The organism is Ignavibacteriota bacterium (genome assembly GCA_016716225.1).
In the GTDB taxonomy this organism is placed as follows: Bacteria; Bacteroidota; Ignavibacteria; order Ignavibacteriales; family Melioribacteraceae.
Map to the genome: position 1 here is coordinate 3,362,783 of JADJWT010000001.1, position 13,352 is coordinate 3,376,134.

Annotated in this window: 11 protein-coding genes; all 11 read left to right on the plus strand. The window is 27.6% G+C overall.

The annotated features are described in order from the left end of the window. Window positions 1-8: 8 nt before the first annotated feature. The 11 genes from IPM32_14535 to IPM32_14585 all read left to right on the plus strand — a co-directional run bounded on the left by IPM32_14535 (window position 9) and on the right by IPM32_14585 (window position 13,352). Complete coding sequence (locus IPM32_14535) at window positions 9-1,952, plus strand: cellulase family glycosylhydrolase (protein MBK8946469.1); 1,944 nt, start codon at window positions 9-11, stop codon at window positions 1,950-1,952. Then, on the plus strand, window positions 1,949-3,553 hold the full coding sequence (locus tag IPM32_14540) for a cellulase family glycosylhydrolase (GenBank protein MBK8946470.1): 1,605 nt from the start codon (window positions 1,949-1,951) through the stop codon (window positions 3,551-3,553). The genes IPM32_14535 and IPM32_14540 overlap by 4 nt, the downstream gene beginning before the upstream one ends. A gap of 145 nt (window positions 3,554-3,698) precedes the next feature. Beyond that, window positions 3,699-4,691 carry a tryptophan--tRNA ligase gene (trpS, locus tag IPM32_14545; protein MBK8946471.1) on the plus strand — a complete coding sequence of 331 codons (993 nt, stop codon included), beginning with the start codon at window positions 3,699-3,701 and terminating at the stop codon, window positions 4,689-4,691. Between the two features lie 3 nt (window positions 4,692-4,694). Further along, window positions 4,695-5,414, plus strand: a complete 720-nt coding sequence (locus IPM32_14550; protein MBK8946472.1) for a segregation/condensation protein A — start codon at window positions 4,695-4,697, stop codon at window positions 5,412-5,414. Continuing rightward, on the plus strand, window positions 5,407-6,060 hold the full coding sequence (gene scpB / locus IPM32_14555; protein MBK8946473.1) for an SMC-Scp complex subunit ScpB: 654 nt from the start codon (window positions 5,407-5,409) through the stop codon (window positions 6,058-6,060). The genes IPM32_14550 and scpB overlap by 8 nt, the downstream gene beginning before the upstream one ends. Next, on the plus strand, window positions 6,041-6,745 hold the full coding sequence (locus IPM32_14560) for an rRNA pseudouridine synthase (GenBank protein ID MBK8946474.1): 705 nt from the start codon (window positions 6,041-6,043) through the stop codon (window positions 6,743-6,745). The genes scpB and IPM32_14560 overlap by 20 nt, the downstream gene beginning before the upstream one ends. Before the next feature lie 30 nt (window positions 6,746-6,775). Next, window positions 6,776-8,284, plus strand: a complete 1,509-nt coding sequence (gene lysS / locus IPM32_14565) for a lysine--tRNA ligase (GenBank protein ID MBK8946475.1) — start codon at window positions 6,776-6,778, stop codon at window positions 8,282-8,284. 99 nt (window positions 8,285-8,383) lie between these two features. Further along, window positions 8,384-9,331: a DUF2279 domain-containing protein gene (locus IPM32_14570; protein MBK8946476.1), complete on the plus strand. Its 948-nt coding sequence runs from the start codon at window positions 8,384-8,386 to the stop codon at window positions 9,329-9,331. Between the two features lie 4 nt (window positions 9,332-9,335). Further along, entirely contained in the window at window positions 9,336-10,064 is a 729-nt protein-coding gene (locus IPM32_14575) for a glycosyltransferase (protein MBK8946477.1), read from the plus strand. Window positions 10,065-10,067: 3 nt separating this feature from the next. Further along, window positions 10,068-11,732: a hypothetical protein gene (locus IPM32_14580; GenBank protein MBK8946478.1), complete on the plus strand. Its 1,665-nt coding sequence runs from the start codon at window positions 10,068-10,070 to the stop codon at window positions 11,730-11,732. A 12-nt stretch (window positions 11,733-11,744) separates the two neighbouring features. Next, on the plus strand, window positions 11,745-13,352 hold the full coding sequence (locus tag IPM32_14585; GenBank protein MBK8946479.1) for a S41 family peptidase: 1,608 nt from the start codon (window positions 11,745-11,747) through the stop codon (window positions 13,350-13,352).

Here is a 13,352-nt window from a genome sequence, read left to right on the forward strand (position 1 = left end):
AAATTATTTTGAAAAAATACCTAATTATTTATTTTGTTTTATTCGGTCAAATTATTGCTCAAAACCCATTTACCAAAGGAGTTAATCTTAGTGGATGGTTTCAAGAAGACAAAGCAACATTGATTCATTTTGGGAAATATACAAAACAAGATTTTAGAAATATTAAATTACTTGGTTGTGATGTAATCAGACTTCCAATTAATTTACACTTCATGACTGACGGAGCACCCAACTATAATTTAGATCCAATTTTCGTTCAATTTCTTGATAGTGCAGTAACTTGGGCGGAAGAAATAAATATTAATTTAATTTTAGATAATCATACTTTTGATCCGGCAGTAAGCACTAATCCAAATGTTGGAGAAATCTTAATTCCGGTTTGGCGACAAATGGCAGAGCATTATAAGAATAGATCAAAATTAATTTTTTACGAAATCTTAAATGAACCAAACGGAATTTCCAGAACTATTTGGAATTCAACTCAGCAAAATGTTATAAATGCAATTCGAGAAATTGATTCTGTACATACAATAATTGTTGGAGGCACAAGCTGGAATTCATACAATGAATTAAATTACCTTCCTCAATATTCGGATACAAATTTAATTTATACTTTTCACTTTTATGATCCATTTTTATTTTCGCATCAAGGAGCAAATTGGACAACTCCATCAATGGAAAATCTATCAAACATTCCTTTTCCATATTCTGCAACCGAAATGCCATCATTGCCAAATTCATTAAAAGGAAGTTGGATTGAAACTTCGTATAATTCCTATAAGAATGAGGGAACAATTCAAAAAGTTAAAAGCTTAATTGATATTGCAGCAAATTTTAAGAAGAACAGAAATGTCACCGTATATTGCGGTGAGTTCGGAATTTTTATGAATAATGCAAACAATGAAGATAGAATTGAATGGTATAAAATTGTTAGAGAATATTTAGAGGAAAAAGAAATTGCATGGACAAGCTGGGATTATCAAAATGGATTTGGAATTTTTGAAAAAGGTACAGAAGAACTTTTCAATTATGATTTAAATTTAGCTTTGCTTGAAGCATTAGGATTAAATCAAATTGAACAAGAGGAATTAGTTATTGAGCCCGATTCTATTGGGTTTGAAATGTACAAAGATAAATTTCCAAATTTTACGATAATCAATACATATACTACAAGTGGTGAATTGAATTTTTACGATAACTTAAATTCGCATCAAGGTGAATTTGCAATTTATTGGTCGAATGCAAAGCAATATGATTTTATAAACTTTAATTTTGTTCCAAATAAAGATTTATCGCAATTGGTAAATAATTTTTACTTGCACATTAATGTAAAATGTAAATCTCCCGGAACTCAATTTGATTTAAGATTTATCGATACGAAAAAATCCGATCAAAATGATCACCCTTGGAGACGAAGGTTTACAGTAACAGAAAGTTATATTGGTGCATGGGATGATTCATGGCACGATTTGTCAATCCCATTAAAAAATTTTGTTGAACATGGTTCGTGGGATAATAATCAATGGTATGTTCCAATTGGCGCATTTGATTGGAAGAATGTTGATAATTTCGATATTGTAGCTGAAGAATCAAGTTTATTAAATAAAGAAATTTGGTTTGATAATATTTACATTTCTGATAATCCAGTCGGAATTAAAGAAAATAAAATTAATTCCGAATTTTCACTTTCGCAAAATTATCCGAATCCGTTTAATCCAATTACCACAATTAAATATTCAATTCCGAAAAATGTGAAAAATGAAATTCCTAACGTACATTTAATCATTTATGATATTTTGGGCACCGAAGTTAAAACCTTAGTAAACGAAAAACAAATTCCCGGAAATTATGAAATACAATTTGACGGAAGCAAATTATCAAGCGGAGTTTACTTTTATAAAATTCAAGCTGGAACTTTTTCTGACATAAAAAAAATGATGTTAATTAAGTGAGAAAAATATTTTTATTCGTTTTAATATTTCTTTCTTTGCACAATGTATATAATGGTCAAACTCGATTTACAAAAGGTGCAAATCTTACAAATTGGTTTCAAACTCAAAATATTTATGAAATAAATTTTTCTAAATTCACCAAAGATGATTTTTTCTATTTAAAATCAATTGGCTGCGATATTATAAGAATCCCCATAAATTTTAAAGCAATGGTGGATGAAAATAATAATTACAAAGTTGATAATTATCTTTTATTTCTTCTCGATAAAGTCTGTGATTGGGCGGAAGAATTACAAATAAATATTATTATCGATAATCATCCTTTTAGGAAAGATATAACTAATGAAAATTATGATGAAATTTTAATTCCAATTTGGAAAGAACTAAGCAAACATTTTAAAAATCGTACAAATTTAATTCATTACGAAATCTTAAATGAACCGCATGGAATTTCAAATTTTAAGTGGAATAAAATTCTACAAAATGTTTTAAATGAAATTAGAAAAATTGATACTTCTCATTCAATTATTATTGGTGCAGCAAATTTCAATAGTTATAAAGATTTAGATTCTTTATTAATTTTTAATGATAAAAATATAATTTACACTTTTCATTTTTATGAACCGTTTTTGTTTACTCATCAAGGTGCAAGCTGGATAAATCCATCCATGGAAAAAGTTAAAAATATTTCATTCCCGTATAATGAAAATAAAATGCACATAGATAATTCTTACTCCAAAAGTTGGATACAAAGTTTATTTAAAAGATATAAAATAGAAGGAACTGAAAAATATTTATATGAAATGATTGATAAAATTGCTGAATTTAAAAAGAAAAATAATGTAAAATTATTTTGCGGTGAATTTGGCGTTTTGAATTTTAATGTTGATAAAAATGATAGAAATTACTGGCATAGAATTGTTTCTGAGTATTTAACAAAGAATAATATTGCTTGGACAGTTTGGGATTTTAACGGCGATTTTGGATTATTTGATAAAAATCAAAAAATAAATTTAGAACTTTTAGAATCATTGAATTTTAAATCCGTTAATTATGAAAATCAAATTCAAATTGGGAAAAATTATAAAATATTTTCTGATTACTGCGAAAAGGGAGTTAAGCCAATAAAATCAGCTAATATGAAAAATATTACTTTTTCAATTGAAGAAAAAACGGAAGGGAAATATTCATTAAAATGGAAAAATGCTGAAAAATATTCAACAATTACTTTTGATTTTTCACCTAATAAAAATTTACAAAATTTCGCAAACGAAAATGCTGTTGTAAAATTTTCAATTAAATTTAGTAATCCAAATACAAAAATTGATTTGAGATTTGTTGATTCAAAAATTAATTCTTCAGATCATGCGTGGAGAAAAAATTACTCAATAGAATCTGACAATTCAAATTCTTGGCAAAAGTTTGAAATACCATTAAATGATTTTTACGAAACTGGTTGTTATGAAAATGGGAAATGGTACAATCCTGAAAATAAATTTGATTGGAATGAAATCGATAAATTTGAAATTGTTGCAGAGCAAGAATCTTTAATGGGTAAAACAATTCTATTAGATGAAATTGAAATTTCAATCCCAAATTAAATTGAATATTTTTATTCTAATCTTATTCTTAATGTTAATCACATAGAAAATCGGATCAATAACTAAACTCAATTTTCTGAAATTTTATCAAACAATTTTTGTAATTTTGATACTCATTTTAAAATTATTACAAAATTATCTCGTTATGGAATTGGTAAATACAAAAAGAAGAATTTTAAGTGGAATGCGCCCTACTGGTAAATTGCATCTTGGACATTATGTTGGTGCGTTAGAAAATTGGGTAAAACTTCAAAATGAATATTTTAGTTTTCACTTAATTGCTGATTTGCATGTTTTAACTACTCAACTTGAAACGGATCAAATTTATCAAAATACAATTGATATGGTAATTGATTGGCTTGCCGTTGGACTTGATAATGAAAAAGCTCCTTTTTTCCGTCAATCACAAATTAAAGAACACAATGAATTATTTTTAATATTTTCAATGTTAATAACTAAAGCCAGACTTGAGCGAAATCCAACTTTGAAAGATCAAGTTAGAGATTTAAATATTGAAAATATTGTATTTGGACATTTAGGTTATCCGGTTTTGCAATCTGCAGATATATTATTGTATAAAGGGGAAGCTGTTCCGGTTGGTGAAGATCAAGTTCCCAATGTTGAAATCACAAGAGAAATTGCACGTAAATTTAATAATCAGTACGGATTTGTTTTTAGAGAACCAAAACCATTGTTAACAAAATTTTCTAGATTGGTTGGTTTGGATGGCGAAGCAAAAATGAGCAAATCTCTCGGAAACACAATTCTTCTTTCTGATGAACCTAAAGAAGTAATTAATAAATTGAAAAAAGCAAAAACCGATCCGCAGAAATTAAGAAAAAATGATCCCGGAAATCCAGATGTTTGTTTGGTATTCAGTTATCACAAAAAATTTAATGAATCAGAAATTAATGAAATTGAAACCGGATGCAGAAGCGGAGCTTTAGGCTGTGTAGATTGTAAATTGAATTGCGCTTCAATGATGAATTTATTTTTAGAACCGATTCTTGAAAAAAGAAAAATGTTCGAAAATAATATTACCAAAGTTGAAGAAATAATTTTTGATGGCGAAACGAGAGCAAGAAAAGTTGCACAAGATACAATGAAAGAAGTAAGAAATGCAATGCATTTGGGATAAAAATTGTACAAAATTAAATTAAATACTTTTGAGGGACCGCTTGATCTTCTTTTATTTTTTATCCGAAGAGACGAACTGGATATTTATGATATTCCAATTTCAAGAATTACAAAAGAGTTTATTGAATATTTAGGATTATTAGAAAAGTTAGATTTAGAGATTGCCGGGGATTTTTTGTTAATGGCTGCAACGCTTATGCAGATTAAGGTTAGAATGCTTCTTCCAAAAGAAATTGATGCAAAAGGTGAAGAAATAGATCCAAGAATGGATTTAGTTAATGCATTGATAGAATATAAAAGATATAAAGAAATGTCTGAAGAATTTTCATTTCTTGAGGCAAATCATAGAAAAGTGTCATATCGTGGAAATTTTGAAAATGATGAAATTGAACATCAAGGTGAAATAGAAACTTTGCTAAAGAATGTTACAATTTATGATTTAATAAAAGCATTTCAATCTGCCCTGATGGAAAAACCTAAACCGGTTTTGCACGAAGTAAAAAAATTAAATGTAACTATTGATGAACAGATTGATTTTATTTTATCTAAAATTGCTGAATTTGGAAAAGTACATTTTATTGCTTTAGTTAAAGAAATGCATGAGAAAATTAGAATAGTTGTTACATTTATTGCGTTACTTGAATTAGTAAAAATGGGAAGAATTGGTTTGAATGAATCTCCAAAATTTAATGATTTTGAAATTTACGCATTGAGCAATGGATAACATTTATAAATCTATTATTGAATCACTAATTTTTGCTTCGGATGATCCAATTCCACCGCAAGAAATTATTAAAGCAATTAAGGAAATTGACGGTGAAGATATTGAAATAAATATTTCCGATGTTGAAAATTCCGTAAATGAGTTAAATGAAAAATATAATAATGAAGAATCATCATATCGAATACTAAAAATAGCAGAGGGTTTTGTATTTGCAACAAAACCGGAATATGCAAAATATGTTGGATTTCTTTCAACAGAAAAAAGTAAACGTAGATTAAGTCAAGCGGCGCTTGAAACTTTGGCAATTGTTGCATATAAACAGCCAATTACAAAACCGGAAATTGAAACAATTCGTGGCGTAAATTCTGATTATATTATTAATACGCTTTTAGAAAAAAATCTCATTACAATAAAAGGTAGAGCAGATTCAATGGGAAGACCTTTGTTGTATGCAACTACAGATGAATTTCTGAAATATTTTGGTTTGAATAGAATTTCGGATTTGCCAAAGCCGAGAGAAATTGAAGAAATAGTTAAAGATGCTGATTTTATTGAACAAAAAAGAAAAATTATGATGAATGAAATTGAAGAAAATTTGGAACAAGAGATAATAGACTCGAGTGGAAATGATAACACGATTGAATAAATATTTATCAGAATGCGGAATTGCATCTCGAAGAAAATCTGATTTGCTAATTCAAGAAGGAAGAGTAAAAGTAAACTGTAAAATTGTTTTTGAACTTGGGACCAAAATTGATACTGAGCAAGATGAAGTTTCGATTGATGGCGAAAAAAGTAAAGCTCAGCGAAAAGTTTATTTTTTGCTTAATAAGCCAAAAGGTGTAATTACTTCAACCGATGATGAAAAAAATAGAGCTACGGTTGTTGATTTAGTTAAAACCAGAGAAAAAATTTTCCCGGTTGGAAGATTAGATTATAATACAACCGGACTTTTAATTCTAACAAACGACGGTGATTTTTCCAATTTCATTACACACCCAAAAAATGGAATTGAAAGAGAATATGAAGTTAAACTTGATAAACCTTTAACTAAAGAGCACAGAGAAGACTTGCTAAAAGGAATTTTTATTGATTACAGAAAAAGTAAATTTGTGAAAATTTCTTTTCCAAAAGATAATAATTTTTCGATTGTCAGAGTTGTAACGGTTGAAGGGAGAAATCATTTTGTAAAAAAAATGTTTGATCATTTTGAATATAATGTAAAAGATTTAACCAGAATTAGATTCGGAAAACTTACATTGAAAAATCTGCAAAGAGGCGAAAGCCGAATTCTGACTGAAAAAGAAATAAATTTTTTAATTAGTAAATAAATATTGAGATATTTTATTCGGAGGAATAATTTGGAAAATCAGTCTTTAGATAAAGATGTAAACACGTTGATTGCAAGAAGATTTGAAGAACTTGCAGAAATAAAAAATAAAAATGTTCGCCCATATGAATATTCGTTTGACGTTGATACATATTCGGTTCAAATAAAAAATAATTTTGAAAATTTTGAAAATAAAACAGTTAAAATTGCCGGAAGACTTATGGCAATTAGAAAAATGGGAAAAGCTTCATTTGCACAAATTCAAGATAAAGATGGAAGAATACAAATTTATTTGAAGAAAGAAGAAATCGGTGATCAATATGATATTTTTAAATTGTTAGATATTGGTGATTTAGTTGGTGTTGAAGGATTTGTGTTTAAAACTAAAACTGAAGAAATTTCAGTTCATACAAAATCTTTAACTTTGCTTGCAAAATCAATTCGACCAATTCCAATTGCAAAAGAAGTTATTGATGAAGAAGGTAACAAGAAAATATTTGATCAATTTGCTGATAAAGAATTGCGTTATCGTCAACGCTATGTTGATTTGGTAGTTAATCCGCATATTAAAGATGTATTTGTAAAACGATCAAAAATTATCAGCTCAATGAGAAATTATTTGGATAAAAATGATTTTCTTGAAGTTGAAACTCCGATTTTACAATCGCTTTATGGAGGCGCTTCTGCAAAACCTTTTATTACGCATCATAATGCCCTTGATATAAAATTGTATATGAGAATTGCTGATGAGCTTTATCTAAAAAGATTAATTGTCGGTGGATTTGATAGAGTTTATGAAATCTCTAAAGATTTTAGAAATGAAGGAATGGATAAAACTCACAATCCGGAATTCACAATGATGGAACTTTATGTTGCATACAAAGATTATGAATGGATGATGAAATTTGTCGAAGAAATGGTTTACCACATTGCCAACGAAGTTTTGGGAACATCAAAATTAAATATTGAGGGAAATGAAGTTGACTTCAAACCGCCGTGGAAAAGAATTTCAATGGTTGATGAAATTAAAAAAGAAACAAACATTGATGTGCTCACAATTTCCAAAGATGATTTAGTAAAAGAAGTTAAGATACGTGGAATTAAATTATCAGGCGGCGAAAGCAAAGGAAAATTAATTGATGAATTATTTTCAGCAGTTGTTGAACCAAAATTAATTGAACCAACTTTTGTTATGGATTATCCGGTTGAACTTTCTCCATTAGCAAAAAAACATAGAACACGCGAAGGACTTGTTGAAAGATTTGAAGGTTATATTTTAGGTCGCGAAATTTGCAATGCATTTAGTGAATTGAATGATCCGATTGATCAAAAAGAAAGATTTGAAGAACAAGTAAGATTTATGGAAGAAGGGGACGAAGAAGCACATCAAATAGATGAAGACTATGTTAGAGCTTTAGAATACGGCATGCCGCCAACTGCCGGACTCGGAGTTGGAATTGATAGATTGACAATGTTATTAACAAATCAACCATCGATTAGAGACGTAATTTTATTCCCTCAAATGCGTCCGGAAAAATAATTTTATTAAAAAATGATTGAGTTTAGGAGTAAGATTAAGATAAAAAATTCAAAGAATTTTAAAATTGCTAAATTGCAAATTTTTGTTAAATCAAATTTCTTGTTCTTAGTTTTTTTCTTAATCTTATTCAATCTAACAAAAGCTCAAAATAGTTCAGATTCAATTCAAGTTAAAATTCCAATTTGTTTGATGAATCAAAATTTTTCCGAAAAAATTAATCCATTTAAAACAGAAATTAATTACCCAATGTTAGCTGGAGTTGGACTAAGTTATTCATTTATCATTTATCAAATTAATAATTACTATCAAAATACTTGGTGGAAAAAAGATTCAAATTATGTTTACAATAATAAATTTAATATTGTTAGTGATAATACTTATGCGAGAAATATTGATAAAATTGGACATGCTTTTGGAACTGCAGTTATATCACATTTTTTTGCTGCGGGATTTGAAGCTGCAAATATTGATGAAGAAACATGTGTTTGGCTTGGGGCGCTTGGCGGATTAGGAATGCAAACTTTTGTCGAAATCAATGATGGTTATTCACCTATTGATAAAATTACCGGAAAACCTAAATGGGGATTTAGTACCGGTGATGCAATTTCAAATTTTATTGGAGCAAGTTATTTTGTTTCAAGATATTATTTCCCAGAATTAAATAATTTCCAATTGCGTGTAAGTTATTTTCCTTCTAAAGAAATGTTAAATGGAGAAAAACCCGATAATAATATTTCTGACGATTACGAAGGTCAAAAAATGTGGTTAGCGTTACGAATGAAAAATTTATTACCTAAAAGAATATCAGAATATTGGCCATCATTTTTAATGTTGTCAGTCGGATATCATGTTAGTAATGTTGGAGAAATTTACGAAAAACCAATCAAAGAAAATTACTATTTAGCTTTGGATATTGATGCAGAAACAATTCCGCTGTATGGAAAGTTTTGGACATTTATAAAAAACACTTTAAATTATATTCATTTTCCTATGCCGGGAATTCAATTTTCCAAAGATGGAATTTCTTTCGCATTAATTATTTATTGAAATTATGAATTACAGTATAATTATTCCAACATTGAATGAAGAAAAATTATTGCCAAATTTGCTCCAAAAAATTTGTGATAAAAATCTTCAGAAAAAATATAATTATGAAATAATAATTTCAGATGGAGGAAGTACAGATTTAACTTTAGAAATTGCAAAAAGTTTTGATGCAATAATTGTTAAAAAAAAATTTGAAGAAAAACAAAATATTGCAATGGGAAGAAATCTTGGTGCAAGAATTTCAAAAGGGGAAATTTTAATATTTTTTAACGGAGATATTGCAATAGAAAATTTTGAAAAAATTTTAATGGAAGTTGAGAATAAATTTTCACAAAGTAAATACTTAGCAATGACTACCAAAGTTGAAGTTTTTCCTGAAGAGCAAAAATTTATTGATTTAATTTTCCAAACATTTTATAATTTTCATTTTCATGCTTTAAATGTAATTGGGATGGGAATGGGAAGAGGCGAGTGTCATATAATTAAAAGAGAAATTTTCGAAAAATTAAATGGTTACAATGAAAAACTTGCCGCCGGTGAAGATTTTGATTTATTTAAGAGAATTAGAAAACATGGCAAAATTTTTTTCGATCGAAATTTAATCATTTATGAATCACCAAGACGTTATAGAAAACTTGGACATTTTAGAATTTTCTTTACATGGCTAATAAATAGTGTTTATATTATTTTTACTAAAACTTCAAAATCTTCTGAATGGGAAGAAGTTAGATAATTCATGAAAAATATTTTTCTTTTTATATTTTATTTTTTACCATTTTTACTTTATCCGCAAGTTGGATATGTTCCGGTTGAAGATGAAATTTATCTTTATTTAGAAAGAATGAGTTCGTTGGAAATTATTGAAAATTTTAACTCATTTGAAATACCAAAAACACGTAAAGAAATTTCCAAATATTTAATTGAAGTTAAAAATAATTCAAATAAAATTGATGAAATTGATTTAGCAAAACTTGATGATTATTTTATCGAATTTGAATTGGAAATTTCCTGGGAACTAAATAACTCGGAAACTTTATTTCCAAATTTTGATTTCAATTATTTAAAATCTGAGAAAGAAAAATTTTTATATAAATATTCAGATTCAAATGAAACTTCTTTATTTGTTAATTTCGTTGGAATGCTTGATTTTCTTAATCGAAATGATGATAAAAATAATCTCTCAAGTTTGCTTTACAGATTTGGTGGAGAAATTAGAGGAACATTGTTTGATAAAATTGGATTTTCCGTTAATTCAACAAATGGTTCATATACTGGAAGTAAAGAATTAGCACAAAATTATTCTTCATTAAAATATAATTTCAAATTCAATCAAGAAACTGCTTCACAAATTGGAGATAATTATTTCGATGAAACCACTTCATTTGTTACAACAGATTATGATTTTGCAAAATTAAAATTTGGTAATGATAGAAAAAATATTGGCTACGGTTTCCATAAATCAATTTTAAGTAATAATGCTCCGCGAATGGAATATGTTGAACTAAATTTAAATTATAACATTTTTAATTTTTCTTTCCTTCATGCAAAACTTTTAGGACCTTTTTCTTATAAATTTGATTCAATACGCGGCGGACAAAATTTAGTTGATGATAAATATTTTGCTTATCATAGATTGGGTTTAAATTTGGGTAAGCATCTTCAATTTGGTGCTGGAGAAATGATAATTTATGCAAATAGAAATATTGATTTTTCTTATTTAAATCCATTTAACTTTTACAAAAGTTCGGAACATGCAAATCAAGATAGAGACAATTCATTTTTATTTTTTGATTTTCAAAATAATTCTGTAAAAGGATTGAAATTTTATTCAACAATTTTAATTGATGATATTGATTTCGGTAAGATTGGTAGCGGTTGGTATGGAAATCAAACATTAATGAATTTTGGTATTTACTCAAGTTCACTTTATAATACTATTCCAATGGAATTTGAAATTCAATACCTCAAAATTGATCCATATGTTTTTACTCATCGATTTATAGAAAACAATTTTACAAATTCTAATTTTAATTTAGGTACAGATATTCCGCCAAATTCATCTTCTGCAATAATAAATTTTTTCTATCGATTACATCATCGTGTAAATTTAAATTTGGAATTTAGATATTCCGTTCATGGCGCAAATATGATTGACGAAAATAGTAACATTACAAATTACGGCGGTGATATTTTATTGGGATATAGATTTAATGATTCCGAAAAAGTTTATTTGTTAAAAGGTGAAAAAGAAATTCTTCGTTCCATAAAACTTAATTCACAATTTGAGCCAATTAAAAATTGGATTTTTATGCTTAATATAAATTATAATAATAATTCATTAGCCAGATCACAACATTTTGAAAATTTCTTCACTACTTTCTCTTTATATACAAAAATTTAATGAGTCAATCGATTGAAAAATAAAACATTTACAATTTTGTTCTCCATTATAATTTTACTTTCCGGAATTTTAATCGGATTTTTTCTAAATAATTATTTGGTTAATGAGGAAGTTTTAGAAGGTTCTAAAAAATTTAATGAAGTTTTAGGATATGCTCAGAAATATTATTATCAAGATGTTGAAACAAAAGATTTAGTAGATGATGCAATTACGGGAATGCTTAATGATCTTGATCCGCATTCAGTTTACATTCCGCCAACTGATCAAATTCACATTGAAGAAGAATTTAGAGGGAATTTTGAAGGCATTGGAATTGAATTTCAAATAAATAATGATACAATAAATGTTGTTTCACCAATAACCGGCGGACCGAGCGAAAGTGTTGGAATTGAAGCTGGTGACAGAATTATTAAAATTGATGAAAAAAATTGCATCGGTTTTACAAACAAAGATGTTGTTAAAAATCTTCGCGGAAAAAAAGGTACAAAAGTTAAAATTACTGTTTTCAGACCTTTCATAAAAAAGAAATTAGATTTCGAAATTATACGAGATCAAATTCCAATTTATACTGTAGATGCAGCAATTATGATTTCTGATACAATCGGATATATTTCTCTATCCAAATTTGCTGAAACTTCTATTTTGGAAGTTAAACAATCCTTAGAAAATCTGACAAAATTTGGAATGAAAAAAATAATTTTTGATTTAAGAAATAATCCGGGTGGATATTTGGACCAAGCGTTCCAGATTGCTGATTTATTTATTGATCAAAATAAATTAATTGTTTTTACAAGAGGAAGAATTTCAAATTTTGATGATAATTTAAATGCAGAAAAATCATATCCTTATGAAAAAATTCCAATAGTAATTTTAATAAATCGCGGAAGTGCATCAGCAAGCGAAATTGTTTCCGGAGCTATTCAAGATTGGGATAGAGGAATTTTAGTCGGCGAAACATCATTCGGAAAAGGTTTGGTTCAAAGACCATTTATTTTAGAAGATAGCTCAGCAGTAAGAATTACAATTTCAAAATATTTTACTCCATCCGGAAGAGCAATTCAAAGAGAATATAAAAACAAAGAAGATTATTATGAAGAAGTTATGAATCGTGAAGAAAATGAAGGTGAAAATATTAATCACACTATTGAAACAGACTCTACTAAAGAAATATTTTTTACTTCGGGTGGAAGAAAAGTAATTGGTGGTGGCGGAATAACTCCGGATTTTATTGTTAAAAATGAGGAACTTTCAGATTATTCGATTAATCTTAGAAGTAAAAATATTTATTATAAATTTGCACGAAGATTTATTGACGCAAATTCCGAATTAAATAAAATTTACAAAAACAATTTTAAATTGTTCAAAACGCAATTTAATTTTACTGAAAATGATATGAAATCATTTATTAAATTTGCGGAAGAAAATGGTGTTCAATATTCCAACCAAGATTTTTTGAAAGATGAAAAATTTATTAGAGCAAGATTAAAAGCTCACATTGCAAAAAACTTTTGGAATAATAACGGTTGGTATTCCATACTTTTAGATGAAGACGAACAATTTATAAAAGCAAAAGAATTGTTAGAAAAAAATTATCAACTTCCAATTTCAAAGAAAAAATAA

Coding starts and splice junctions, on each gene's coding strand:
- trpS (MBK8946471.1), top strand. CDS start 3,699: ATGGAATTGGTAAATACAAAAAGAAGAATTTTAAGTGGAATGCGCCCT.
- scpB (MBK8946473.1), top strand. CDS start 5,407: ATGGATAACATTTATAAATCTATTATTGAATCACTAATTTTTGCTTCG.
- IPM32_14560 (MBK8946474.1), top strand. CDS start 6,041: ATGATAACACGATTGAATAAATATTTATCAGAATGCGGAATTGCATCT.
- IPM32_14575 (MBK8946477.1), top strand. CDS start 9,336: ATGAATTACAGTATAATTATTCCAACATTGAATGAAGAAAAATTATTG.
- IPM32_14580 (MBK8946478.1), top strand. CDS start 10,068: ATGAAAAATATTTTTCTTTTTATATTTTATTTTTTACCATTTTTACTT.